This is a genomic window from Aurantimonas endophytica (assembly GCF_014196845.1).
GTDB classification, from domain to species: Bacteria; Pseudomonadota; Alphaproteobacteria; order Rhizobiales; family Rhizobiaceae; genus Aurantimonas; species Aurantimonas endophytica.
This window is the reverse complement of record NZ_JACIEM010000001.1, coordinates 1,506,768-1,531,195: the sequence shown is the minus strand read 5'-3', so window position 1 is coordinate 1,531,195 and position 24,428 is coordinate 1,506,768. Positions and strand designations below refer to the sequence as shown.

General features: G+C 67.6%; 20 protein-coding genes. 11 read left to right on the top strand and 9 right to left on the bottom strand.

The window, feature by feature from the left end; translation table 11 throughout:
* Positions 1–24: 24 nt before the first annotated feature.
* The 3 genes from GGR03_RS07470 to GGR03_RS07460 are packed head-to-tail and all read left to right on the top strand — an operon-like array spanning position 25 to position 2,880.
* Positions 25–879 carry an ABC transporter permease subunit gene (locus GGR03_RS07470; RefSeq protein WP_418884971.1) on the top strand — a complete coding sequence of 285 codons (855 nt, stop codon included), beginning with the start codon at positions 25–27 and terminating at the stop codon, positions 877–879.
* 4 nt (positions 880–883) lie between these two features.
* Positions 884–1,879 (top strand): ABC transporter ATP-binding protein, encoded by a 996-nt coding sequence (locus GGR03_RS07465; protein WP_183206895.1) that lies wholly within the window; start codon positions 884–886, stop codon positions 1,877–1,879.
* Complete coding sequence (locus GGR03_RS07460) at positions 1,876–2,880, top strand: dipeptide ABC transporter ATP-binding protein (protein ID WP_183206894.1); 1,005 nt, start codon at positions 1,876–1,878, stop codon at positions 2,878–2,880. The genes GGR03_RS07465 and GGR03_RS07460 overlap by 4 nt, the downstream gene beginning before the upstream one ends.
* Positions 2,881–2,903: 23 nt before the next feature.
* Here GGR03_RS07460 and GGR03_RS07455 read toward each other — a convergent pair whose 3' ends face one another.
* The 6 genes from GGR03_RS07455 to GGR03_RS07435 all read right to left on the bottom strand — a co-directional run bounded on the left by GGR03_RS07455 (position 2,904) and on the right by GGR03_RS07435 (position 7,172).
* Positions 2,904–3,422 (bottom strand): phosphatidylglycerophosphatase A family protein, encoded by a 519-nt coding sequence (locus GGR03_RS07455; protein WP_183206893.1) that lies wholly within the window; start codon positions 3,420–3,422, stop codon positions 2,904–2,906.
* 5 nt (positions 3,423–3,427) lie between these two features.
* Entirely contained in the window at positions 3,428–3,514 is an 87-nt protein-coding gene (locus GGR03_RS24980) for a small membrane protein YohP (protein ID WP_484463081.1), read from the bottom strand.
* A 132-nt stretch (positions 3,515–3,646) separates the two neighbouring features.
* Positions 3,647–4,702 (bottom strand): choline ABC transporter ATP-binding protein, encoded by a 1,056-nt coding sequence (gene choV, locus GGR03_RS07450; RefSeq protein WP_183206892.1) that lies wholly within the window; start codon positions 4,700–4,702, stop codon positions 3,647–3,649.
* A complete protein-coding gene (gene choW / locus GGR03_RS07445) occupies positions 4,699–5,538 on the bottom strand; it encodes a choline ABC transporter permease subunit (protein WP_183206891.1) in 840 nt (279 codons plus the stop codon). The genes choV and choW overlap by 4 nt, the downstream gene beginning before the upstream one ends.
* 90 nt (positions 5,539–5,628) lie before the next feature.
* Positions 5,629–6,576, bottom strand: a complete 948-nt coding sequence (locus tag GGR03_RS07440) for a choline ABC transporter substrate-binding protein (RefSeq protein ID WP_183206890.1) — start codon at positions 6,574–6,576, stop codon at positions 5,629–5,631.
* A 134-nt stretch (positions 6,577–6,710) separates the two neighbouring features.
* Positions 6,711–7,172, bottom strand: coding sequence for an Lrp/AsnC ligand binding domain-containing protein (locus GGR03_RS07435; protein WP_183206889.1), 462 nt, complete (start codon positions 7,170–7,172; stop codon positions 6,711–6,713).
* 117 nt (positions 7,173–7,289) lie between these two features.
* On the opposite strand from GGR03_RS07435, the gene putA reads away from it, so the two are divergent.
* The 4 genes from putA (at position 7,290) to GGR03_RS07415 (ending at position 15,013) form a co-directional block, all read left to right on the top strand.
* Positions 7,290–10,385, top strand: coding sequence for a bifunctional proline dehydrogenase/L-glutamate gamma-semialdehyde dehydrogenase PutA (gene putA, locus GGR03_RS07430; RefSeq protein WP_183206888.1), 3,096 nt, complete (start codon positions 7,290–7,292; stop codon positions 10,383–10,385).
* A 327-nt stretch (positions 10,386–10,712) separates the two neighbouring features.
* Positions 10,713–12,392: a formate--tetrahydrofolate ligase gene (locus GGR03_RS07425; protein WP_183206887.1), complete on the top strand. Its 1,680-nt coding sequence runs from the start codon at positions 10,713–10,715 to the stop codon at positions 12,390–12,392.
* A gap of 398 nt (positions 12,393–12,790) precedes the next feature.
* Positions 12,791–13,813, top strand: a complete 1,023-nt coding sequence (locus GGR03_RS24585; protein WP_183206886.1) for an ion channel — start codon at positions 12,791–12,793, stop codon at positions 13,811–13,813.
* A 105-nt stretch (positions 13,814–13,918) separates the two neighbouring features.
* Positions 13,919–15,013: an ABC transporter ATP-binding protein gene (locus tag GGR03_RS07415; RefSeq protein WP_183206885.1), complete on the top strand. Its 1,095-nt coding sequence runs from the start codon at positions 13,919–13,921 to the stop codon at positions 15,011–15,013.
* Positions 15,014–15,020: 7 nt separating this feature from the next.
* Here the strand turns inward: GGR03_RS07415 and GGR03_RS07410 are convergent, their stop codons facing one another.
* The 3 genes from GGR03_RS07410 to GGR03_RS07400 all read right to left on the bottom strand — a co-directional run bounded on the left by GGR03_RS07410 (position 15,021) and on the right by GGR03_RS07400 (position 19,482).
* On the bottom strand, positions 15,021–16,643 hold the full coding sequence (locus tag GGR03_RS07410; protein WP_252920082.1) for an ABC transporter permease: 1,623 nt from the start codon (positions 16,641–16,643) through the stop codon (positions 15,021–15,023).
* An 89-nt stretch (positions 16,644–16,732) separates the two neighbouring features.
* Entirely contained in the window at positions 16,733–17,713 is a 981-nt protein-coding gene (locus tag GGR03_RS07405; RefSeq protein WP_183206884.1) for an ABC transporter substrate-binding protein, read from the bottom strand.
* A 194-nt stretch (positions 17,714–17,907) separates the two neighbouring features.
* Positions 17,908–19,482 carry an OpgD/OpgG family glucan biosynthesis protein gene (locus tag GGR03_RS07400; RefSeq protein ID WP_183206883.1) on the bottom strand — a complete coding sequence of 525 codons (1,575 nt, stop codon included), beginning with the start codon at positions 19,480–19,482 and terminating at the stop codon, positions 17,908–17,910.
* A 118-nt stretch (positions 19,483–19,600) separates the two neighbouring features.
* Between GGR03_RS07400 and GGR03_RS07395 the strand changes: the two genes are divergently transcribed.
* The 4 genes from GGR03_RS07395 to GGR03_RS07380 all read left to right on the top strand — a co-directional run bounded on the left by GGR03_RS07395 (position 19,601) and on the right by GGR03_RS07380 (position 24,263).
* Entirely contained in the window at positions 19,601–19,765 is a 165-nt protein-coding gene (locus GGR03_RS07395) for a hypothetical protein (RefSeq protein ID WP_183206882.1), read from the top strand.
* Between the two features lie 130 nt (positions 19,766–19,895).
* On the top strand, positions 19,896–22,085 hold the full coding sequence (locus tag GGR03_RS07390; protein ID WP_183206881.1) for an anthranilate synthase: 2,190 nt from the start codon (positions 19,896–19,898) through the stop codon (positions 22,083–22,085).
* 9 nt (positions 22,086–22,094) lie between these two features.
* A complete protein-coding gene (locus tag GGR03_RS07385; protein WP_183206880.1) occupies positions 22,095–23,012 on the top strand; it encodes a cation diffusion facilitator family transporter in 918 nt (305 codons plus the stop codon).
* Between the two features lie 219 nt (positions 23,013–23,231).
* Complete coding sequence (locus GGR03_RS07380) at positions 23,232–24,263, top strand: sensor histidine kinase (protein ID WP_183206879.1); 1,032 nt, start codon at positions 23,232–23,234, stop codon at positions 24,261–24,263.
* The last annotated feature ends 165 nt before the right edge of the window (positions 24,264–24,428 follow it).

Genomic DNA, 24,428 nt, shown 5'->3' with positions numbered 1-24,428 from the left:
CCGACGAAGAGCGCCCGCCGCGTCATGCTGGCGGAATTCTGGTTCTACTTCTCGGAAAACAAGGGTGCCGTCGGCGGCCTCGTGGTGTTCACGCTGGTGGTTCTCGCCGCGCTTTTCGCACCGCTGATCGCACCGCATTCTCCGACGCTGACCAACACCAGCGCCCTGCTGGTGCCGCCGGCCTTCCAGGACGGCGGGCAGATGACCTATCTGCTCGGCACCGACCCGGTCGGGCGCGACATCCTCTCCCGGTTGATCTACGGCGCGCGCTACTCGCTGTTCATCGGCGTCGTGGTCGTGGTCATCGCCGTGTCGACCGGCATCTCGCTCGGCCTCATCGCCGGCTATGTCGGCGGCTGGGTTGATACGGTGATCATGCGGGTGATGGATATCATCCTCGCCTTTCCCTCGCTGCTCCTCGCGCTGGTTCTCGTCGCGGTGCTCGGACCTGGCCTGTTCAACGCGATGATCGCCATCGCGTTGGTGCTGCAACCGCATTTCGTCCGGCTGACACGAGCGTCGGTGATGGCCGAGAAGCAGCGCGAATACGTCACGGCGGCCCGCGTCGTCGGCGCCGGTCCGCTGCGCCTGATGATCGTGACGATCCTCCCGAACTGTCTCGGCCCGCTGATCGTCCAGGCCACCCTGTCCTTCTCGAACGCCATCCTCGACGCCGCCGCGCTCGGCTTCCTCGGCATGGGCGCGCAGCCGCCGACGCCGGAATGGGGCACGATGCTCGCCGAGGCGCGCGAGTTCATCCTGCGCGCGTGGTGGGTGGTGACCTTCCCGGGTCTCGCCATCCTCGTCACGGTGCTGGCGATCAATCTCGTCGGGGACGGGCTGCGCGACGCGCTCGACCCGAAGATGAAACGAAGCTGATCTCATGCCACTTCTATCGATCCGCAATCTTTCCGTGACCTTCGCCACGGCGTCCGGCCCGTTCAAGGCGGTCGATGGCGTCGATCTCACCATCGAGCCCGGCGAAGTGGTCGGCATCGTCGGCGAGTCCGGTTCGGGCAAATCGGTGGCGATGCTCGGCCTGATGGGCCTCCTGCCGCCGAGCGCCACCGTCACCGCCGACGAGATGAGCTTCGAAGGCCACGACATGCAACTCATGGCGGGCCGCGAGCGCCGCAAGATCATCGGCCGCGACGTGGCGATGATCTTCCAGGAGCCGATGGCGAGCCTCAATCCCTGCTTCACGGTCGGCTTCCAGATCAAGGAGGCGCTGAAGGCGCATACCGATCTGGATCGCAAGGCGCGCCAGAATCGCGCCGTCGAACTGCTGCAGCAGGTCGGCATGCCGGAGCCGGAACGGCGGCTCTCGGCCTATCCGCATCAGCTTTCCGGCGGCATGAGCCAGCGCGTCATGATCGCCATGGCGACCGCCTGCAATCCCAAGCTGCTGATCGCCGACGAGCCGACCACGGCGCTCGACGTGACCATCCAGGCGCAGATCCTCGATCTCCTGCTCGACCTGCAGAAGTCCCACGGCATGGCGATGATCCTGATCACCCACGACATGGGTGTCATCGCCGAGACGGCGGAGCGGGTCGTCGTGCAATATGCCGGCCAGCAGGTCGAGCGCCAGAAGGTGGCGAGCCTGTTCGAGGCGCCGCATCATCCCTATACGGCGGCGCTGCTTGCCGCGATTCCCGAGCGCTCGACAGGCGATCGCCTGCCGACCATTCCGGGCGTCGTGCCGGGGCAGGGCGATCGGCCGAATGGCTGCCTGTTCAACCCGCGCTGCCCCAAGGCCGACGATCGCTGCCGCACCATCGTGCCGCCGCGCCAGCCACCGGCGCTGGGCGAAGCCTTGTGCCACTACCCGATGAATGCGCCGGCCGAAGCGTCCTACGCGCAGGGAGCCGCCCGATGAACGCCATCGTCACCGCCAAGGACGTCAGCCAGATATACGAGGTCCGCCGCGGCATGTTTGCCAAGCAGCTGGAGCTCAAGGCCGTCAAGGAAGCGAGCTTCTCGGTCGAGGAAGGCGAGACGCTGGCGATCGTCGGCGAATCCGGCTGCGGCAAGTCGACCCTCGCGCGCATGCTCACCATGATCGAGACGCCGTCGGAGGGGCAACTCGATATTGACGGCGTCCGGATCACCGGCAGGGACAAGAGCGAGGCCAAGCGCCTGCGCTCGACCGTGCAGATCGTCTTCCAGAACCCCTATGGGGCGCTGAACCCGCGCCAGAAGGTCGGGACGATCCTCGAAGAGCCGCTGAAGATCAACACCAGCCTGTCGCGTGCCGAGCGCCGGGCGAAGGCGGAGGCGGCTTTGGCCGAAGTCGGGCTGCGGCCCGAACATTACGGCCGCTACCCGCATATGTTCTCGGGCGGCCAGCGCCAGCGCATCGCCATTGCCCGCGCGATCATCCTCGAGCCGAAGATCCTCGTCCTCGACGAGCCGGTGTCTGCTCTGGACGTGTCGATCCAGGCGCAGATCCTCAACCTCCTGGCCGACCTGCAGGACAGGCTCGGCCTGACCTACGTCTTCATCAGCCACGACCTCTCGGTCGTCCGGCACGTCGCCGACCGGGTGATGGTGATGTATCTCGGCCGTCCAGTGGAGATCGCTCCGGTCGACGCGCTCTACGCCAACCCGCTGCATCCCTATACGCGGGCGCTCCTGTCGGCGACGCCGGCAACCGATCCCGGCAAAAAGACCGAACGCATCCGCCTGACCGGCGAATTGCCGTCGCCGTTCAACCCGCCGCCCGGCTGCTCGTTCAACCCGCGCTGCCCCTATGCCAATGAGCGCTGCCGGACTGAGCTGCCGCTGCTGAAGCGGCACGGCGCGACCGAGGTCGCCTGTTTCGCGGTGGATGAAGGACGGCTGCCGCCGGCGCGCGCGGCGACGCTGTTGCAGGCCTGAACAGTCCGGTCCAGACCCGGGCGCTACGATCGGACGCGGGGACCCGTGCTGGCCGGCACAAGCTTCTCGATGGCGAGAAAGAGCAGGATGGTCAGCAGGGCGGCGCCGATGTCGTCGCTCATCACCCCGATCGCACCCGGCAAGGCCTCGAGCCACTCCAGCGGCCAGATCTTGGATCTGTCGATCGCGAGATAGATCGGTGCCGTAAGCAAAAGGCGCTGCCATCGGGAAGCGCCGAGTACCGAGGCGACGAGAAGGAATCCCGCGACCTCGTCGACGACGATACGTCTGTCGTCACCCGTACCGGCCGCCTCGTCCCAGAGGACGACGCCTATCGTCCCCATTGCCATGACCGCTACCAGAAAGGCGACGAGCCATTCGCGGCGTCGCAGCAGGATCGCCGCGAACAGGGCCGTCGCAACGGCGAGCCCGGCCCGGAGCGGATGGACCAGCCCGGCGCCGAACCATGTCGACAGCCAGAGCGCCGGACTGGACCAGGAAAGGCCACCGGGAACGTCCAGCAGCCTGAGCGTCGTGTCCAACGCGGTTAGAAGATCAGCATCAGCAGTCCGACGACCACGAGAAGCCCGATGAGAAAGATGATGCCAACGGCGCTGGCGAAGAACTTGAGCATGACTGATCCTTGTATGCAGGGGAGGTTGCGACCGGATATCGGCGCGCCATCGTGATGGGAAACCAACGCTGAACCCCGCCAGCCGTTCCGGCGCTGCGGAGAGGCGGGCGTGATCGTGCGGGGCAACTGGCGCTACTGGCTTACCTGGTGCCGCTCCAGCGCATCGACGATCTCCTGGGCCCCGATCTGGCCGAGGATCTGGCCATTGCGCGAGACGACGACGGAGCCGCGGCCCTTGCAGACCGATTCCATGATCCGGCGCAGTGGCGTGTCCGGCTCGGCCATGCCGGCGACACGTGCCGGCGCATCGCCGGTATCGCGATCGATCGGCCGCATGACGTTCTCGGCGGTGAGGACGTTGAGCGGGTTCATATGCGTCACGAAGTCGGCGACGTAGCCATTGGCGGGCCGCAGCACGATATCCTGGGCCGTGCCGATCTGGATGATCCGTCCGCCTTCCATGATGGCGATGCGGTTGCCGATCTTGAACGCCTCGTCGAGATCATGGCTGACGAAGATGATGGTCTTCTTCAGCCGCTGCTGGATCTCCAGTAGCTCGTCCTGCAGCCGGGCGCGGATCAGCGGGTCGAGCGCCGAGAAGGGCTCGTCCATAAGAAGGACCGGCGCGTCGGTGGCAAAGGCGCGGGCAAGGCCGACGCGCTGCTGCATGCCGCCCGACAGTTCGCCGACGCGGCTGTCGGCCCAGTCGCCGAGGCCGACCAGCTGCAGCTGGGTCATGACCCGTTCGCGGCGCTCCGCCTTCGGCTCCCCGGACAGCTCCAGTCCCAGCCCGACATTGTCGGCGACGGTGCGCCAGGGCAGCAACGCGAATTGCTGGAACACCATCGCCACCTCGCGCCGGCGCAGCTCCCGCAGCCGCTTGGTGCCGCAGTCGCGCGGGTCGACCTGCCCGTGGCCGGTGTCGACGATGACCCGGCCCCGCGTCACCGGAGCAAGGCCGTTGACCGCGCGCAGCAGCGTCGACTTGCCGGATCCGGACAGGCCCATAAGCACGGCGATCTCGCCCTCGAAAATCTCCATCGAGGCATCGGCGACACCGAGCGTCGTGCCGGTCGCTTCGCGGATTTCCGCGCGGGACCGGCCGGCATCGGCCAATGGCAGTGCCGACTCGGGGTTCTTGCCGAAGACGATCGAGACGTTCTGGAAGGAAACGATGGGCTTGGTCATCGCGGCGACTCCTCGACCCGGAAGAAGCGGTCGAGGATGATCGCCAGGAGCACGATGGCAAGGCCCGCTTCGAAGCCGTTGCCGACATTGATCGAGTTGAGCGCCCGCAGCACCGGCACGCCGAGGCCGGGCGCGCCGACCAGCGCGGCGATCACCACCATCGACAGCGACAGCATGATGGTCTGCGTCAGTCCGGCCATGATCTGCGGCAGGGCATAGGGAATCTCGACCTTGAACAGGCGCTGCAGGGGGGTCGCGCCGAAAGCGTCGGCGGCCTCGACCAGCTGCCGCGGCGTCGAGGCGATGCCAAGACGGGTGAGACGGATCGAGGCGGGCAAGGCGAAGATCACCGTCGCGACCAGGCCAGGCACCATGCCCAGCCCGAACAGGATCAGCGCCGGGATCAGGTAGACGAAGGTCGGGATCGTCTGCATCAGGTCGAGGATCGGCCGCAGGATCATGTAGATCCATTCGCGGCGTGCCGCGGCGATGCCGAGGGGCACGCCGATGATCATCGACGCCGTGGTCGCCGCGAGCACCAGCGCCAGCGTCTGGACCGTGGCGTCCCAGAAGCCGAGATTGATGATCAGCAGCATCCCGAAAAGCGTGAACAGAACCACCGGGACGCTGCGGCGGGCCAACCAGGCGATCGCGCAGAAGACCGCGACGACGACGAAAGGGTGCGGCCATTCCAGGAGGAAGAGGATGCCGTCGATGAACCCGCCCAATCCCGTGGTCAGCCCGTCGAAGACGAAGGTGAAGTTGTCCGTCAGCCAGTTGACGAAGGCTTCGGCGTAGTCGCCGATCGGTAGCGGGTTATCTTCCAGCCATTCCACTTGGGGCGATTTCCTTCTTGCGGGGTGCGGGCCCGTTCATGCAGGCAGGGCCGGATCATCGGCCCTGCCGTCGTGGTTCGATCCCTTCGCTCAGGAAAGGTCGAGCGATTCCTTGACGGCGGCGAGGCCTTCTTCGCCATCCGTCGTGGTGACGCCTTCGAGCCAGGCATCCAGGCGGCCCGGATTGGCCTTCAGCCATTCCTCTGCCGCGTCGCCCGGATCCTGACCGTCGTCGAGGATCGCGCCCATGATCTGGTTTTCCATCTCGAGGTCGAAGGTCAGGTTGGTGAGCAGCTTGCCGACATTCGGACACTCCTCGACATAGCCCTTCCGGGTCACCGTGTAGACGGTCGCGCCGCCATAGTTCGGTCCGAACGTGTCGTCGCCGCCGGAGAGGTATTCGAGCGTATAGGTCGAGTTCATCGGGTGCGGCGCCCAGCCGAGGAACACGATCGGGTTTTCGGAGCGCGTCGCGCGGGCCACCTGGCTCAGCATGCCCTGCTCGGACGAGGCGACCAGCTCGAAGTCGCCTAGGTCGAACTCGTTCTTCTCGATCAGCCCGATGACGAGGCTGTTGCCGTCGTTGCCGGGCTCGATGCCGTAGATCTTGCCGTCCAGCTCGTCCTTGAACTTGTGGATGTCGGCGAAGTCCTTGAGACCCGCGTCGTACAGATATTTCGGCACCGCGAGCGTGTACTTGGCGCCTTCGAGATTGGTGTGGACCTGCACGATCGACCCGTCATCGAGATATTTCTTCAGGTCGTTGGACTGCGCCGGCATCCAGTTGCCGAGAAACACGTCGAGGTCGTTGTTGGCGAGCGAGGCGAAGGTCACCGGCACGGAGAGGATCTTGACGTCCGCCTCGTAGCCGAGCCCGTCGAGGATCTTGCCGGTCACGGCCGTGGTCGCGGTGATGTCGGTCCACCCGACGTCGGACAGACGGACGGTCGAGCAGCTCTCGGCCTCCTGGGCCACTGCCGGGGAGGCAGCGATCAGGGCACAGAGGGAAAGCCCCGCAACAACGTGGCGAGAAATCATGAGTGTCTCCTTTCTGAGGCACCGATTTGCCGCGTTCGGCCACCCGTCGGCGCCGGATCGGGTCCATTGGTGCTGAGTATTGCGCCATGTCTGAGGCTTGCGCAACATTGCATCTGAGGCGGCGAGGTCAACCGTCAGAAGGCAATCGCTGCGGTATTCTTCACCTCCTCCATCACGGCGTAAGTGTGCGTTTCGCGGACACCTGGCAGCGCCAGCAAGGTCTCCGAAAGGAAGGCGCGATACGCCGACATGTCCTCGACGCGAGCCTTGATGAGGTAGTCGAATCCGCCGGCCACCATGTGGCATTCCATGATCGCCGGTGTCGCTTCCGCGACCCGCTTGAATTCGGAAAACACATCGTCGCTGGTGCGATCCATCTTGACCTCGACGAAGACGATCATCCCGCGCCCGAGCTTCTCCGGCGCGAGCCTCGCCGCATAGCCGAGGATGAAGCCGTCGCGGGTCAGGCGCTTGACGCGCTCGGCCGTCGCCGTCGGCGAGAGATGCACCCGCTCCGCCAGCTCCAGATTGGTCAGTCGGCCCTCGCGCTGGAGCTCGCGGAGAATGCTGCGGTCTTTTTGATCGAGTTCCGTCATTTCCTCGCGTTTGACCGATTCCGCCTGCGGTTGTCACCACCCTGAGAGCGCTTTTTGGCGAGAAGCGCCTACGCCGAGCCTGCTAGAGTGCCGCCGACCCCGCTTCTGGAGAATGCGATGCCGGCCCTGCCTCCGCCCTTTACCGCTCCCTTCGCGCCTGACGATACCGAGGCCGTCGCCGCGCTGCTCGGCACGGCCGGGCGCTGGACGCACGACGAGACGGCGGTGGACCGGCGGGCGCGCTCGTTGATCGAGGGCATCCGGCAATCGGCCGGTGGCATTGGCGGGGTCGAGGATTTCCTGCGCGAGTTCGGCCTCTCCAGCCGCGAGGGCCTGGCGCTGATGATCCTTGCCGAGGCCCTGCTGCGGGTGCCGGATGCGGCGACCCAGGACCGGTTGATCGAGGACAAGATCGGCGCCGGCGACTGGGCCCACCACGACGGCGACGAGGACCGCATGCTGACCGCCGCCTCGGCCTGGGCGCTCGGCATCTCGGCGCGGATCATCCGGCCGGGCGAGACGCCGCAGGGCGTGATGCAGACGCTGGTGAAGCGGCTCGGCGCCCCCGCCGTGCGCACAGCGACGCGTCAGGCGATGCGCTTCCTCGGCCGGCATTTCGTGCTCGGCGAGACGATCGGCGACGCGCTCGACCGGGCGCGGAGCTTCGAGAAGAAGGGCTACCGGCACTCCTACGACATGCTGGGCGAGGGGGCCCGGACGGCGAAGGACGCCGCGCGCTACTTCAAATCCTATGCCGACGCCATCGAGGCAATCGGGCGCAAGGCCGGCAACAAGGCGCTGCCGGACCGGCCCGGCATTTCGGTGAAGCTCTCGGCGCTTTATCCGCGCTACGCCCCGACGCACCGCGAGGCGGTGATCCGCGACCTCGTGCCGAAGGTCGTCGAGCTGGCGACCATGGCGAAGGGCTACGACCTCAACCTCACCATCGACGCCGAGGAGGCCGAGCGGCTGGAACTGTCGCTCGACGTCATCAATGCCGTTGTCGCAGCCGCGGACTTCAGGGGCTGGGACGGTTTCGGCCTTGCGATCCAGGCCTATCAGAAGCGCACGCTGGCGGTGATCGACCATATCGACGCGCTGGCCGCCGCGGCCGGCATCAGAATGATGGTGCGGCTGGTCAAGGGCGCCTACTGGGACACCGAGATCAAGCTGGCGCAGGAGAAGGGCCTTGCCGGCTATCCGGTCTATTCCCGCAAGCCGGCGACGGATCTCTCCTATCTCGTCGCCGCCCGCGCGCTGCTCGACCGGCGCCCGCGGCTCTACCCGCAATTTGCCACCCACAACGCCCTGACCGTCGCGACGATCATGGAGATGGCCGGGCCCAACCCGACCGGTTTCGAGTTCCAGCGCCTGCACGGCATGGGCGAGGCGCTCTACGAGACGCTGCGCAAGACCAAAGGCGGCGACATCGCCTGCCGGATTTACGCCCCGGTCGGCGGCTATCGCGACCTGCTCGCCTATCTCGTCCGCCGCCTGCTCGAGAACGGCGCCAACTCGTCCTTCGTCGCGCAGGTCGGCGACGCGGACGTGCCGATCGAGAACCTGCTGCAGCGCCCGCGCGACCTGCTCGCCGAGGGTCCCGCCCGCCATCCGAAGATCGTCCTGCCGCGCGACATCTTCGCGCCGCGGCAGAACTCCGCCGGCGTGGCCTTCGGCGAACGCAAGGCGCTGGCTTCCTTCCTTGCCGAGCGCGACGCCGCCGGTCCGCTCGACGTGACGGCCCGCTGCTTCTGGTCGGGCGCCAAAGCCGACGCGCCGCAGGTCATCCGCTCGGCCGTCGACGGCACGGCGATCGGCAGCGTCCACGCACTCGGCGCCGAGGCGGCTTCCGCCCTGGTCGGCGAGGCCGCCCGCCATGTCCGCACCGCCGAAGCCGTCCCGGCGGCGACGCGGGCAGGGTGGCTGCGCAAGGCCGCCGACCTGATGGAGGCGCGAGAGGGCCTGTTGATGAACCTCCTGGCGCGCGAGGCCGGCAAGACCGTCGACGACGGCATCGCCGAGATCCGCGAAGCGGTGGACTTTTTGCGCTTCTACGCTGCCGAGGCCGAGCGGCTGTTCGCCGCGCCGACCTTCCTGCCGGGCCCGACCGGCGAGGAGAACGTGCTGCAATACCGCTCGCGCGGCGTCGCCGTTTGCATCTCGCCGTGGAACTTCCCGCTGGCGATCTTCACCGGCCAGGTCGCCGCGGCGCTGGCCGCGGGCAACGTCGTCATCGCCAAGCCTGCCGAGCAGACGCCGCTGATCGCCGCCATCGCCGTCGGCCTGCTGCACGAGGCAGGCTTTCCCGCCACGAGCCTCTATCTCGCGCCCGGCGACGGCAAGGCGGGAGCTGCCCTCGTCGCGCACAAGGCGACGGCGGCCGTCGCCTTCACCGGCTCGACCGAGACCGCCTTCGCCATCAACCGGGCGCTCGCCGCCCGCGATGCGCCGATCGCGCCGCTGATCGCCGAGACCGGCGGCATCAACGCGATGATCGTCGACGCCACCGCGCTCCCCGAACAGGTGGCCGACGACGTGGTGATGTCGGCCTTCCGCTCGACCGGCCAGCGCTGCTCGGCGCTGCGTCTGTTGTTCGTGCAGGAAGAGGTCGCCGATGCGATGGTCGAGATGATCGCCGGCGCCGCAGCGGAGCTCACCGTGGGCGATCCCCGCGATATCGCCACCGACATGGGCCCGGTGATCGATGCCGCGCAGCACACGATGCTGAGCGAGCACCTGGACCGCATGGGCCGCGAGCAGCGCATCCGCTTCGCCGGCACGCTGCCGGAGGGCCTGCCGGCCGCAGGACAATGGTTCGCGCCGCACATCGTCGAACTCGACCGGGCGGAAGCGCTGCCCGGCGAGGTCTTCGGGCCGATCCTCCACGTCGTGCGCTGGAAGGCCGGCGGGCTCGAGGCGGTGTGCGACGCCATCGAGCGCACCGGCTTCGGGCTGACGCTCGGCATACACAGCCGCATCGACGACGTCGCGCGGCTCGTGCGCGAACGCCTCACCGTCGGCAATGTCTACATCAACCGGAACATGATCGGCGCTATCGTCGGCTCGCAGCCCTTCGGCGGGTCCGGCCTTTCCGGCACCGGGCCGAAGGCCGGCGGGCCGAATTACGTCGCCCGCTTCACGCGCGAGCAGGTCGTGTCGGTCAACACCGCCGCGGCAGGCGGCAATGCCAGCCTGATCGCAATGGAAGCGTAGCAAACGAGTAACAGACAGCGGCCACAACTTGCGCTATATTGATGACGTTGCGGCAATAAGAGCTGCTGAGACCCGCGAGATCCTCCCAATCGCTCGAGCCTCGCAGCGCCGCGAACTGCCCGGTGTGCCGACATTTTCCTCCCGATGTCGCGGCCGGACAGACTGACAGACGAGGAGCCCGGTGCGCCCTGCGCCCGGGCTTCTTCGTTGCAACGCGAAACCTTACCCCTGCATTGAGAATTCTTCACGGCCCCAGCCGGTAGCGTTTCTGTCGTTCGCTCCCTATGGTCCGCCGCAACAAAAAAATCGGAATCGGGAGACAACCACTTGGCCGAGTTCAAGTCCGACATCGCGATCGCACGTGCCGCAAAGAAGAAGCCGATCCGCGAGATTGCCGCCCGCCTTGGCATCGAAGAGGCGGACATCGTCCCTTACGGCCACGACAAGGCGAAGATCTCCGCCGGCTTCATCAAGTCGCTGGCGGGCCGGCCGGACGGCAAGCTGATCCTCGTCACCGCGATCAACCCGACGCCGGCCGGGGAGGGCAAGACCACCACCACGGTCGGGCTCGGCGACGGCCTCAACCGCATCGGCAGGCGCGCCTGCGTCTGCATACGCGAAGCCTCGCTCGGGCCGAATTTCGGCATGAAGGGCGGCGCTGCCGGCGGCGGCTATGCGCAGATCGTGCCGATGGAGGACATGAACCTCCATTTTACCGGCGACTTTCACGCCATCACCACGGCGCACAATTTGCTCGCCGCGCTGATCGACAACCATGTCTACTGGGGCAATGCGCTCGACATCGATACCCGCCGCATCACCTGGCGCCGGGTCATGGACATGAACGACCGGGCGCTGCGCGGCATCGTCGCCTCGCTCGGCGGCGTCGCCAACGGCTATCCGCGCGAGAGCGGCTTCGACATCACCGTCGCCTCCGAGGTCATGGCGATCCTGTGCCTGGCTACCGACCTTGCCGATCTCGAGAAGCGCCTCGGCGCCATCGTCGTCGCCTATCGCCGCGACAAGACGCCGGTCTTCGCCCGCGACCTCAAGGCCGACGGGGCCATGGCGGTGCTGCTCAAGGACGCGATGCAGCCCAATCTCGTCCAGACGCTGGAGAACAATCCGGCCTTCGTCCACGGCGGCCCCTTCGCCAACATCGCCCATGGCTGCAACTCGGTCGTCGCCACCACCACGGCGTTGAAGCTCGCCGACTACGTCGTTACCGAGGCCGGGTTCGGCGCCGATCTGGGCGCCGAGAAATTCTTCGACATCAAGTGCCGCAAGGCCGGGCTGAAGCCCGCCGCCACCGTCATCGTCGCCACCGTCCGCGCACTGAAGATGAACGGCGGCGTCGGCAAGGAAGACCTCGGCGTCGAGAACGTCACGGCGGTGAAGGCCGGCTGCGCCAATCTCGGTCGGCACATCGAGAACATCCGCCAGTTCGGTGTCCCCGCCATCGTCGCGATCAACCATTTCGGCACCGACACCGAGGCCGAGCTCGACGCCATCAAGGCCTATGTCGCGCAGATGGGCGAGGAAGCGGTGGTCTGTCGTCATTGGGCCGACGGTTCGGCCGGCATCACCGAACTCGCCGAGAAGGTCGCTCGCCTCGCCGACAGCAGCGCCGCGCAGTTCGCGCCGCTCTATCCCGATGCGCTCGGCCTGTTCGAGAAGATCGAGACAGTGGTCAGGCGCATCTATCGCGGTGCCGAAGTCACCGCCGAGAAGACGGTGCGCGACCAGCTCGCCGCCTGGGAGGAGGCCGGCTACGGCAATCTGCCGGTCTGCATGGCCAAGACCCAGTACTCCTTCTCCACCGACCCGACCCTGCGCGGCGCGCCGGACGGTTTTGCCGTCCACGTCCGCGAGGTCCGCCTCTCCGCCGGCGCCGGCTTCGTCGTCGCCATCTGCGGGGAGATCATGACCATGCCCGGCCTGCCGTCGAAGCCCGCCGCCGAGACCATCCGGCTCAACGCGGCGGGGGAGATCGAGGGGCTGTTCTAGGCGGCAAGGGTCTCGTGGGGGCTCGGCTGCCTGTTGGTGATTGGCACCGACCCCCAACACGGCGTCATCCTCGGGCTTGACCCGAGGACCCATGCCAAGTCGTCGACGCCCTCCAAATCGGCGCCGAGGACGCGCTGCCTGCTTCAGGTTCCTTGAGGATCATCTGCACGGTTCCGCTGTGGACGCGCAGAGGAATGGGCCCTCGGGTCAAGCCCGAGGATGACGCCCGTGGGGAAGGGTGAGGCTGATCGCTGCTGCCGCGAGATCGCGCATTCCATCCATCTGCGTGCCAAACAGGGGATCGCGACACTACCGACGGCGTTGCGTCATGGGCGTTTTGCTGTTCGAACTGCGTATCAGCCCGCGTCGATCCTGCTCACACCAGGTACGCCTCCCTCATGCCAAGATTTCTCCGGTTCCTCGCCGGTCTCGCCCTCCTTGCCGCCTTCACCCTTCCGGGTGCGAGTGCCAGCGCGCAGGAGGTCGGCGTGGTCGAACTGGCGCCCTATGCGATGCAGGACGGGGACGGCAACTGGAGCGGGCCGGCGGTCGACCTGTTCCGGGAAGCGGCGGACGCGGCCGGCCTCTACTACCGCCTGGTCGAGGCCGGCAGCCAGCCGGAGACGCAGACGATGCAGGCGGTGTTTCCGGTCTATGCCGATCCGCAGGTGGCCGAGACGGTCCGGCGCAGCCTGCCGTTCCATGTCGACCCGATCGGGCTGATCGGCGCGCCCGGGGCGTCGAGCGCTTCGGGCTTCATCGAGGGGCTGGCCGGGCTGTTCAATGTCGGCTTCCTGAAGGTCGTCGTCATGGTCGCCGCGCTGTTGCTGGTGGTCGGCACGATCTTCTGGCTGGTCGAGAAGTCCGGCGACGGCGACCTGGCGTCGCGCGAATCCAGCATCAAGGGCATCGGTGACGGTTTCTGGTGGGCCGGCGTGACGGCGACGACGATCGGCTATGGCGACCTCGTGCCGAAGACGCTGGGCGGACGCGCCGTCGCGATGATCTGGATGCTGTTCTCCATGGCGCTGACCGCCATCCTGACGGCCTATCTGGTCTCGCTCACCGGCCAGAAGGGAAGCGGTCCCAGCCTCGAGGACGCGATCGCGGATCAGCGAGTCGGCTTCGTCGCTAACGGGGCGGTGCCGGAGAGCGACCTGAAACGGGCCGAGACGCTCACCAGCTTCGACAATCTCGATCTTGCGATGGCAGCGCTCGACGCGGACGAGATCGACCGGATCGCCTACCCTTACCAGGCTGCCAAGAGCGCCGCCGGGGAAAAGAGCGTCCAGCGATTTGCCGGCACCGTCGCCATGCCGCTGTTCCACGTCGGATCGGAGCGTTTGCGCGTCGAGATCGACCGGATCATCCTGTCGCCCGAATGGCAGCGGCGGATGGAAGACCAGTTCTCCTCGCGCTAAAGGGAATGCCTGTCACCGGCCGCGCCTTTTCCGAATAGCCTCTCGCACCCGTGGCTGGCGCGCTTTATCCTGCGCCGATATTCCGCCCGCCAAGACGAGAATTTCATGTCCGCCATCTCCCTCTCCGCCGTCACCAAGCGCTTCGGCGATGCTGCGGCCGTCGACGGCGTCTCGCTGGAGATCGCGGCGGGGGAGTTCGTGGCGCTGCTCGGCGCGTCGGGCTGCGGCAAGACCACGCTGCTGCGGCTGATCGCCGGCTTCGACACGCTGTCATCCGGGTCGATCCGCTTCGACGGTACGACGATGGCGGGCGAGGGCCGGCACGTGCCGCCCGAGGACCGCAATGTCGGCATCGTCTTCCAGTCCTACGCGCTGTGGCCGCACATGAATGTCGGCGAGAATGTCGGCTATCCGCTGCGGGTGCGCGGCATCAGGGGCGCAGCGAAGGCGGACAAGGTTGCCGCGGCGCTCGCTGCCGTCGACCTTTCCGGCTTCGAGGCGCGGCGGCCGGCCGATCTCTCCGGCGGCCAGCGCCAGCGCGTCGCCCTGGCGCGGTGCCTGGCGATGGACCCGGCGGTGGTGCTTCTCGACGAGCCGCTGGCCAATCTCGACGTCAACCTGCGCGCCGCGATGGAGGACACGTTCAAGGAATTCCACGAGCGCACCAAGGCGACGATGGTCTATGTCACCCACGATCAGGCCGAGGCGATGGCCATGGCCGACCGCGTCGCGGTGATGGAAGCCGGGCGGGTGCTGCAGGTCACCGACCCGGTGACGCTCTACGGCGAGCCGGCCAGCGAGGCGGTCGCCCGCTTCGTCGGCAACGGCTCGGTGGTGGATTGCCGCGTCGTCGGCCCGGCGGCATCCGGAAAGGCGCGGGTCGCGCTGTTCGGCCACGAGGCCGACGTGCGGGCCGACCCGGTGACGCTGGGCCCGGCGGGCGCGACCGGGCGCCTGTGCCTGCGGCCTGAACATCTGGCATTGAGCGACGGCGACGGATTTGCCGCTCGCGTCGTCAAGTCGACGTTCAAGGGCTCGCACGCTTTGCTGGAGGTGGCGCCGGCGGCCGCGCCCGGCCAACTCCTGCCAGTCTGGGCACCTCGCCTCGTTGCGGCGGGAACCGAGGTGCGTATCGCCGTCCGGGATGGCTGGCTGCTGCCGGGCGCCGCTGGAAGCGTTCCCGCCGCACGCGCCGCCTGAACCGGCCTCAGTCGGTCCAGGGCAGGACGCCGCGCGGCAGTCTTCGCGCCGCCAGCGCGGTCACGCCCATGATCGCGACGATCGCCACGACCGTCACCGCCGCCACGGCCGAGGCCAGCACCGTCGCGCCGGAATCGTCGAGATTGAAGACGACGACGCCGAGCGTCTCGTTGCCGGCCGACCAGAGCAACGCCGAGACGGTCAGTTCGTTGAAGCTGGTCATGAAGGTGAGGATCGCGCCCGCCGCCGCCGCTGGCGCGAGCAGCGGCAGCACCACGGTGCGCAGCCGGAACAGATAGCGCGCGCCGGTCATCCTTGCCGCTTCCTCCAGCGCCCGGTCGGTCTGCTGCACCGCGCCGATCACCGGCCGCAGCGACAGAGTGAGAAACCGCGCCAGATAGGCGAAGAAGATGATCCAGATCGTGTTGTAGAGGCTGATGCCGATCAGCGGCAGCGGCACGACGAAGAGCAGGATCGCCGCGACGCCGAGGACGATGCCGGGCAGGGCATAGGGAACTTCCGCGGTCATCGCCATGGCGTCGAGGAAGCGGCTGCGGCGCCAGACGATGAAGGCCGCGAAGGGCACGCACACCGCCATCAGCACCAGCGCCGCGCCGGCCGCCAGCAGGAACGAGTTGCGGAACGCCCGGATCGTCGCGTCCTGCCGAAGCAGTACTTCGGCATAGTTTGCGAGCGTCACGGTCTCTGCGGTCAGCGGCACGCCGTAGGCGGTAACCAGCGAGGTGGCGAGGAGGGCAATCAGCGGCACGACGAGGATCGCCACGATGATCGTCCAGGCGAGGAACTCGGCCGGGACGCGCCAGCGTCCGAGCGCATAGCGCAATGCCTGCGAGGGCGCGCCGACGCTGCGATAGTCGCGTTTGCCGATGACGAGCGCCTGGACCGCGAAGCCGACAAAGGCGAGGGCGCCGACGACGATCGACAGCACGGCGACGTCCGAGATGATCGACGGGCCGAAGCTCGCCAGCCGCTGGTAGATCAGCGTCGGCAGCACGGTGTAGCCGGCCGGGATGCCGAGCAGGGCCGGGATGCCGAAATTGCCGACGGCCGAGACGAAGGCCAGCGCCCCGCCGGCGACCAGCGGCGGCGTCATCATCGGCAGCACGATCGTCGCCAAGACGCGCAGGCGTTTCGCGCCGCAGGCCCGCGCCGCCTCGATCATCTCGCGCGGCAGGCCGCGCAGCCCGGCCCGCACGGCGAGGAACACCAGCGGCGCGTGCTGGATGCCGAGCAGGAGCACGATCCCCTCGGCGCTGTAGAGCGGATTGGATGCGCCGAGCGGCGGTGCAAGGCCGAGCGTGATCAGTAGCGGGCTGGCGGGCCCGGCGAGCTGCGCCCAGGACAGGGCCGTCACCTGCGGCGGGATCATCAGGGGCAGCAGGAAGCAGAACACCAAAGCCGCCTTGCCGCGAATGTCGGTCAGCGCGACGAGCAGGGCGAACAGCGTGCCGAGGCCGAGCGAGATCGCGGTGCCGAGCGTCGCGGTGACCAGCGAGTTCCAGGTGGCGGTCCAGGTCGACCGGGCGGTCAGCACCGAACGGACGTTGGAAAGGTCGGGCGTGCCGCCGGGCAGGAAGGCTTCGAAGGCGAGGCGGGCGACCGGCAGCACGCTGACGAGAACGACGAAAAGGACGAGAACGGCGAGAGTGATGCTCTCGCCGTTCAGACGCCTCGCACTGTCTGCAACGCGGCTCAGCGTCAGCCGCCGAAGATCTCGGCGAAGCGCTGCTTGTTGGCTTCCTCGTCGGCGAGGGCCTTGGCGGCATCGAACGGCATCAGCTTGATAGTCTCGCGGGCCGGAAAGCCGGCCGGGCCCTCGACCCCGTCGCGCGCAGGCAGGTAACCCTGGCTGGCGGCGAGCTTCTGGCCTTCCTCGCTCAGCAGGAAGTCGACGAAGGCCTTGGCGGCTTCCGGGTTCTTGGCGGTCTTGAGGATCGCCACCGGCTCGGTGACGGCGGTGACGCCTTCCTCGGGGAAGACGAAGTTCACCGGCGCGCCGTTCGCGGCTTCCCGGATCGGCAGATAGTCGACGATGACGCCATAGGCCTTCTCGCCGCCGGCGACGGCCTTGAGGATGCCGCCGTTGCCGCCGGCCGCCGTCGCGCCGTTGGCGGCCAGGGCCTCGACATAGTCCCAGCCGAGATCGGCATTCTGGGTAATCGCTGCGAGATGCACCAGCGCAGCGCCCGAGGTGAGCGGGCTTGGCATCGTCACCTGGCCCTTCGCCTCCGGCTTGGCAAGATCCTGCCAGGAGGCGGGCGTCATCTGCGAACGGGTATTGTTGACGATGCCGGTGGTGATCAGCTTGGTCGAGAAATACGTGCCGTCGGCATCGTGCAGCCCGGCCTCGTAGCCGGTCGTGTCAGCCTCGGCATAAGGCATCAGGCGGTCGTCGCGCTTCAGGCCTTCCATCGTCACGCTGTCGGCGATGAGCAGCAGGTCCGGCTGCGGCGCGCCCGCGGCGAACTCCGCCTGCAGCTTGGCCATCACCTTGGTCGTGCCGTCGCGCACCCACTGCACGTCGACATCGGGATACTTCGCCTCGAAGGCATCGACCGTCGCCTGCGCATCCTCGTTGGGCTGGCTGGTGTAGAGCACCAGGCTGCCCGACTGGGCGAAGGCGGTGCCCGAGACCATCGTCGCGGCGAAGGCGGCCAGTAGAGTGAGCTTGCGGATCATCGGACGGTTCCTCGGATAGCGTTCGGATCACGGCGAGAGCGCCCGTGGGTCGAGCGACTAGCGCACTGCCTGTGACAGCTTGATGAAGCTGCGGCAAGCCTGGCGATGCGCGCGAAGAACCCCGTCCAAACCCGCGCCCCATCGACAGGTAGAGGCGCGGGAGAGGATCGGTCGCGAGGAGAAACCGCCCGCCTCTATGCCCCCCGACGGTCCTCCGGCAGCGGCAGATACTGGCAGAGCCACGTCTCGGTCAGCACCTCGCCGTCACGCACGAGGTAGAGCCGCAGATCCACCGGCTCCGTCCCGTCGACGGTGAGGTCGAAGGTCGACCGCCAGGCGGTGCCGACCTTCACCGAATAGGCGTCGATCCGCGACAGCGTGCCGCGGGAGGCGGTGACCACGGCCTCGACGCCGCTTGTGTCGCGGGAGAGCGCCGCCACCTTGCCGCCATCGAAATCGACGGCGAATTTCGAGGCGTCGGCGGGGCGTGGCTGGCCGGGTATGCCGCCGCGGCCCATGCGGGTGGCGCTGACCGTGCCGACCTCCGGCGGGTAGGGATCGTCCTTCGACCAGGTCAGGCGATAGTCCAGCGCGATCTCGTCGCCGCGGCGAAACGGCTTTTCCGGCACCCAGGTGGCGACGATGTTGTCGTGGATCTCGTCGTCGGTGGGGATCTCGACCAGTTGCACGCTGCCGGCGCCCCAACCGCCTTTCGGCTCCACCCAAAGGCTCGGCCGGCGGTCGTAGAACACCCCGTCGTCCTCGTAGGATTCGAACTCCCGGTCGCGCTGCATCAGGCCGAAGCCCTTCGGGTCGCGGTCGGCGAAACTCGAGGTGATGACCCGCGTCGGATTGTTCAGCGGCCGCCAGATCCGTTCGCCGGCGCCGGTCCACATCGCCAGCCCGTCGGAATCGTGCACTTCCGGCCGCCAGTCGATGCGCCGGTCGCGGTCGGTCTCCGAATACCAGAACATCGACGTCAGCGCCGCCAGGCCGAGACGGTCGATGTCGGCGCGGGCGAAGAAGCGGGCCTGGATGTCCATGATGACCCGGCCGCTTTTGCCGACCTCCATCTTCACGACGCCGGTCATGCGCTGGCTGTCCAGCGGGCAGGTGATCGACAGGTCGTGCTCGGGCGAGCTCGGCGGGCCGAGATAGAAGTCGGTGAAGCGCGGAAATTCCTCCGGCGTCGGCATGGCGACGTCAACGGCGACGGCGCGTGCCGACAGGCCGTACTGGTTGAGCTCCCCGGCGCTGCGGAAGTAGCAGCCGCCGAGGAAGGCAAGCCAGTCGGCTGCCGAATTCGGCTCCATCACCCGAAAGCCGGCAAAGCCGACATCGTGGGGCAGGTCGCGTGCCGGGCTGTCGGACGGCATGTCGAACAGCGCCTCGTCGTAGATCAGCTTGCGGGCTTGGCCGCCCTCGACGACATGGATGTTCACCGGGACCTGAAAGTACCGCCCGAGATGGAACAGGCTGACCGGCGCCTTGCCGTCCGCGACGTCCAGAACCGCATCCGACCGGTACTTGATCTTCCAGTGCGTGTCGAAATCGATCCGGTCGAGGACGCCGCCGCCGCGCACCTGCGGCGGGACGTAGGGCTCGGCCGCGAGACGACGGGCATGGTCTGCCAGCGCCTCGAAGGAAAATGGCCTTGCGGCTTCGAATTGCAGAGGCCCATCCGCCGCATGGGCGGATCCGGGCAGTCGTACGACACCGAGTGCCGTCAGCCCCGCGAGGATCTCGCGGCGCGTCATTGCTGAAGTCATGGTTCGCCCCTTCGCTTACACTGGAGCGAAGCCGGCACGATCGGATCGTCCCCTCCGGCACCCCTCCGGCAAGAAGCTCGCGATACCGACCTGTCATTGGGGCAGGAGCGTGGCGAATATGTCGCACCAGTCGATGGTGGTGCCGGAGACGCCGGCAACATCGCTGCCGCGCCATTCTTTCCCCGCGCTTCGGGGAGCCTTGCCCTTCGCCGCCGCCTCGGCTATCGATCATGCCATGAACACTCGGATGATCCTCGCGATGAACTGGTGGCGGACGCGCTAAAGCGGCCGGACCATCACGCATGTGATCAGTACCTCAAGGCCGCCTCGGATCATCCGGCGGCCTTTTTGCTTTGTCGCCAGGGGTCCGGGGCCGAGACCCGCGAACGTGCCCTTAGACCCGGAGATAAGTCATGGTGATCGAGCAGACCGAAGACGAGCGCGAGCGGTACGTCACCGCCGGCGGCATCGTGATTACCCGCAACCGGCGGACGGTGGCCTACGAGGGCGCCATCGAGCCGTATTTTGACCGGCTGGATGATCGCCGCGGCGCGGTGCTCTTCTCCAACTACGAATATCCCGGCCGCTATACCCGCCAGGACGTCGCCTTCGTCGATCCGCCGCTGGTGCTGGCCTCGCGCGGCCGCAAGATGTGGATCGAGGCACTCAACCCGCGCGGCGAGGTCCTGCTCGGCTTCATCGCCGACGCGCTCGCAGGCCACGCGGACATCGCGCATCTCGAGCGGCAGGCGGCCCGCATCGACCTGACGGTCCGGACACCTTCGGGCGCGGTGACCGAGGAAGAGCGGTCGCGCATGCCGACCGTGTTCTCGGTGCTGCGCTCGATCGTGTCGCTGTTCAAGGCCGATGACGACAGCCAGCTCGGCCTCTACGGCGCCTTCGGCTACGACCTCGCCTTCCAGTTCGATCCCGTCGCTGAGGTGCTGCCCCGCGATCCCGCCGGCCGCGACCTGGTGCTGTACCTGCCGGACGAGATCCTTTCGGTGGACCATTATTCGGCGAGCGCGGTCCTCACCCGCTACGCCTTCGCCCATGACGGCGTCTCGACCGACGGCCTTGCCGGCGGCGGAGAGCCGGCGCCCTTCGTGCCATCCGAGCGGATCCCGCCGCGCGGCGACCACCGGCCCGGCGAATATGCCGAGCTGGTGCGCGCTGCCAAGGACAAGTTCATCCGCGGCGATCTCTTCGAGGTCGTCCCCGGCCAGGTGTTCTACGAGCGCGCCGAGCATCGCCCGTCGGAGATTTCCCGCCGCCTCAAGGCGGTGAACCCTTCGCCCTACTCGTTCTTCGTCAATCTCGGCGAGAACGAGTTCCTGATCGGCGCCAGCCCCGAGATGTTCGTGCGGGTGAACGGCCGGCGGGTCGAGACCTGCCCGATCTCCGGCACGATCAAGCGCGGCGAGGACGCCATTGCCGATTCCGAGCAGATCCTGAAGCTGCTCAACTCCAAGAAGGACGAGTCGGAGCTGACAATGTGCTCCGACGTCGATCGCAACGACAAGAGCCGGGTCTGCGAGCCGGGCTCGGTCAAGGTGATCGGCCGTCGGCAGATCGAGATGTATTCGCGGCTGATCCACACGGTCGACCATATCGAGGGCCGGCTGCGCGACGGCATGGACGCCTTCGACGCGTTCCTCTCCCACGCCTGGGCGGTGACGGTCACCGGTGCGCCGAAGCTCTGGGCCATGCGCTTCATCGAGAGCCACGAGAAGAGTCCGCGCGCCTGGTATGGCGGCGCCGTCGGCATGGTGCATTTCAACGGCGACATGAACACCGGCCTGACCCTTCGCACCATCCGGCTGAAGGACGGCATCGGCGAGGTGCGCGCCGGCGCGACGCTGCTCTACGATTCCAATCCGGAGGAAGAAGAGGCCGAGACCGAGCTGAAGGCTTCGGCGCTGCTCGGCGCGATCCGCGAGGCGGGCGCCACCGGCGCGGTCGGCGGCGAACGGCACGCCGCGAAGGTCGGGGAGGGGATCCGGATCCTGCTCGTCGATCACGAGGATTCCTTCGTCCACACGCTCGCGAACTATTTCCGCCAGACCGGCGCGACCGTCTCGACGGTCCGCACGCCGGTGCCCGCGGAAGTGTTCGAGCGGATCGATCCGGACCTCGTCGTCCTTTCGCCAGGACCCGGCCGTCCCTCGGACTTCGACTGCAAGGGAACCATCGCCGCGGCGCGTGCGCACGGCGCCGGGATCTTCGGCGTCTGCCTTGGCCTGCAGGCGCTGGCCGAGGCCTACGGCGGATCGCTGCGCACGCTGCACCTTCCGGTGCACGGCAAGCCGTCGCGCATCCGCGTGTCAAAGCCCGGCATCATCTTCCAGGGCCTGCCGGGCGAGGTCACGGTCGGGCGCTATCACTCGATCTTCGCCGATCCGGTGCGCCTGCCCAAGGAGTTCGAGGTCACTGCCGAGACCGACGACGGCATCGTCATGGCCTTCGAGCACCGCACCGAGCCAGTCGCGGCGGTGCAGTTCCACCCCGAGAGCATCATGAGTCTGGGCGGCGACGCCGGGATGCGGATGATCGAGAACATCGTCGCCAAGCTGCCGCGCCGCGCCCGCGTCAAGGCCGCCTGAGACGTGAGCATGGCTGCCCAGGAACCGCGGGACGGCGGCGGGACGCTGGTCAAGCGCATCGCCATGATCTCGGTCGTGGTGGCGCTCGTCGTCCTGGCGATCAAGTACGCCGCCTATCACGTGACCGGCTCCGTCGCGCTGTTCTCGGACGCGATGGAGTCGATCGTCAACGTCGTCGCCGGGCTGATCGCGCTGTGGGCCGTCTCCCTGAGCTACAAGCCGGCCGACAGCGATCATCCGTTCGGCCATACGAAGGCGGAGTACTTCTCGGCGGTGGTCGAAGGCGTGCTGATCGTCGTCGCCGCGATGCTGATCCTGCGGGAGGCCTGGGGGGCCTATCTCGTGCCGCGCGCGATGGAGGCGCCGCTCACCGGCATCGCCATCAACGCGATCGCCACCACGATCAACGCCGCTTGGGCGCTCTACCTGATCCGCCGCGGCGCCGAGAAGCGCTCGCCGGCCCTGGCGGCGGACGGGCGCCACATCATGGCCGACGTCGTCACCTCGGTCGGCGTAATCGGCGGCCTGCTGATCGCGACGGCCACCGGCTGGTCGATCCTCGACCCGCTGATGGCGGCGCTCGTTGCCCTCAACATCCTGCGCGAGGGCTATCTGGTCGTGACCAGTTCGCTGTCCGGCCTGATGGACCAGGCGATGCATCCGGGCGAGGAGGCGCAGGTGCGCGACCTCATCTCCGCCAATGCCGACGGCGCGATCGAGGTCCACGACCTGAAGACGCGGCTGGCGGGTCGGGCGATGTTCATCGAGTTCCACATGGTGGTGCCGGAAGCGATGACGGTCGGGGCGGCGCACGACATCTGCGATCGCATCGAGGACGCGCTGAAGCATGAGTTCCAGGGCGCGCGGGTGCTGATCCACGTGGAGCCCGAGGCCGAGGCGAAACAGACTGGCGTGCCGGTGCTCTAGCACCGTTTTTTCTGCGCATGGATCAGCGAATTTCATTGCGCTGCACGCCGAAGTTTTCGATATGTTCCGAAGGGGCCAGTATTCTCCGGAAGGCGGAAACGCGCGGATTGTCGGCTGGGCGCTGCCTGGCGCCGCCAGCCGCAGGTTGCGCGACGTGGACGCATGGAGACAGGGGACGTTTTGACAGTAGCGCCTTCCAGGCTGAAGGGGATCCAGGCATTGCTGGCCCGAACGTCGCTCAGCGAGCGGCCGGTGCTGCGCTGGGTGTTCGCCGTCGCCGCCTTCGTGATCGCCTTCGCGATCCGCTACGAGCTGGATGCGCAGCTGCCGGTCGGCTTTCCCTATCTGTCGTTCTTTCCGGCCGTCATCATCACCGCCTTCTTCGCCGGTATCAGGCCCGGGATCGTCGTCGCCCTCGCGGGCGGCATCGCCTCCTGGTACTTCTTCATACCGCCGCTCAATTCGTTCGAACTGACCGGCGGCTCGGTGCTGGCGCTGGCCTTCTACGTCTTCATCGTAACGGTCGACATCGCGCTGATCCACTGGATGCAACTGGCGCTGCAGCGGGTCACGGTGGAAAAGGAAGCGGCGAGCCGCTACGCCGGCGAACGCGATCTGCTGTTCCAGGAGATGCAGCACCGGGTCTCCAACAATCTCGGCGTCGTCTCCGCGCTGCTCAACGCCCAGTCGCGCGGCACGACGAACCCGGAAGCGACGGCGGTGCTGCTGCAGGCATCTGCCCGCATCGGGCTGATCTCCAAGATCCAGCGGCAGCTGCACGATCCGGGCAAGCAACTGCTCGACATGGGTCCCTATCTGGCGCAGCTCGGACCGGACCTGCTCGAGGCGTCCGGCATCGAGGGCGTGCGCTACGAGATCGACGTCGAGACGGTCGAGCTCTCCGCCGACATGGCGGTGCCTATCGGCCTGATCGCCACCGAGCTGATCTCCAATTCCATCGAGCATGGCCGGGTGCCCGGACAAGGCGGCATGATCCGCGTCACGTTGGGGCGGGACGGGGCCGGCAAGGACGGCGGGAGCGTGCCGCTCGTCCTGCGCGTGGCCGATGACGGGCCCGGCTGGCCGGAAGGTTTCTCGCCAGCCGCCTCGCGCAACCTCGGCATGCGCATCGTCGTGTCGCTGACCCAGCAGATTGGCGGGCGCCTCGATATCGCCAATTCGGGTGGGGCGGTCACCACGCTGCGCTTCGTCTCGCAGCCTGTGCCGAAGCTCGTCGGACGCGCCGCCTGAAGCGGGGTGGCCGGACGTCCCTGCCGAAGCGACAGCTTTTTTGCTTGCTTCGGCGCTGTTTCCGGTTAGCTTCGCAGCCATGAACCTGGCTCGTGCCCCTTTCGCGTCTTTTGCCGCTGCCGCATCCGTCGGCGGCGCACGCTCGGCCGGCCTGCTTCTTGGACT

Excerpts from the sequence above, each read along its gene's own strand:
- GGR03_RS07400 (WP_183206883.1), bottom strand. The coding sequence starts at position 19,482 with ATGACTTCAGCAATGACGCGCCGCGAGATCCTCGCGGGGCTGACGGCA.
- putA (WP_183206888.1), top strand. The coding sequence starts at position 7,290 with ATGCCGGCCCTGCCTCCGCCCTTTACCGCTCCCTTCGCGCCTGACGAT.
- GGR03_RS07415 (WP_183206885.1), top strand. The coding sequence starts at position 13,919 with ATGTCCGCCATCTCCCTCTCCGCCGTCACCAAGCGCTTCGGCGATGCT.
- GGR03_RS07405 (WP_183206884.1), bottom strand. The coding sequence starts at position 17,713 with ATGATCCGCAAGCTCACTCTACTGGCCGCCTTCGCCGCGACGATGGTC.
- GGR03_RS07465 (WP_183206895.1), top strand. The coding sequence starts at position 884 with ATGCCACTTCTATCGATCCGCAATCTTTCCGTGACCTTCGCCACGGCG.
- GGR03_RS24980 (WP_484463081.1), bottom strand. The coding sequence starts at position 3,514 with ATGCTCAAGTTCTTCGCCAGCGCCGTTGGCATCATCTTTCTCATCGGG.
- GGR03_RS07390 (WP_183206881.1), top strand. The coding sequence starts at position 19,896 with ATGGTGATCGAGCAGACCGAAGACGAGCGCGAGCGGTACGTCACCGCC.
- GGR03_RS07440 (WP_183206890.1), bottom strand. The coding sequence starts at position 6,576 with ATGATTTCTCGCCACGTTGTTGCGGGGCTTTCCCTCTGTGCCCTGATC.
- GGR03_RS24585 (WP_183206886.1), top strand. The coding sequence starts at position 12,791 with ATGCCAAGATTTCTCCGGTTCCTCGCCGGTCTCGCCCTCCTTGCCGCC.
- GGR03_RS07460 (WP_183206894.1), top strand. The coding sequence starts at position 1,876 with ATGAACGCCATCGTCACCGCCAAGGACGTCAGCCAGATATACGAGGTC.
- GGR03_RS07385 (WP_183206880.1), top strand. The coding sequence starts at position 22,095 with ATGGCTGCCCAGGAACCGCGGGACGGCGGCGGGACGCTGGTCAAGCGC.
- GGR03_RS07470 (WP_418884971.1), top strand. The coding sequence starts at position 25 with ATGCTGGCGGAATTCTGGTTCTACTTCTCGGAAAACAAGGGTGCCGTC.
- GGR03_RS07395 (WP_183206882.1), top strand. The coding sequence starts at position 19,601 with ATGTCGCACCAGTCGATGGTGGTGCCGGAGACGCCGGCAACATCGCTG.
- choV (WP_183206892.1), bottom strand. The coding sequence starts at position 4,702 with ATGACCAAGCCCATCGTTTCCTTCCAGAACGTCTCGATCGTCTTCGGC.
- GGR03_RS07435 (WP_183206889.1), bottom strand. The coding sequence starts at position 7,172 with ATGACGGAACTCGATCAAAAAGACCGCAGCATTCTCCGCGAGCTCCAG.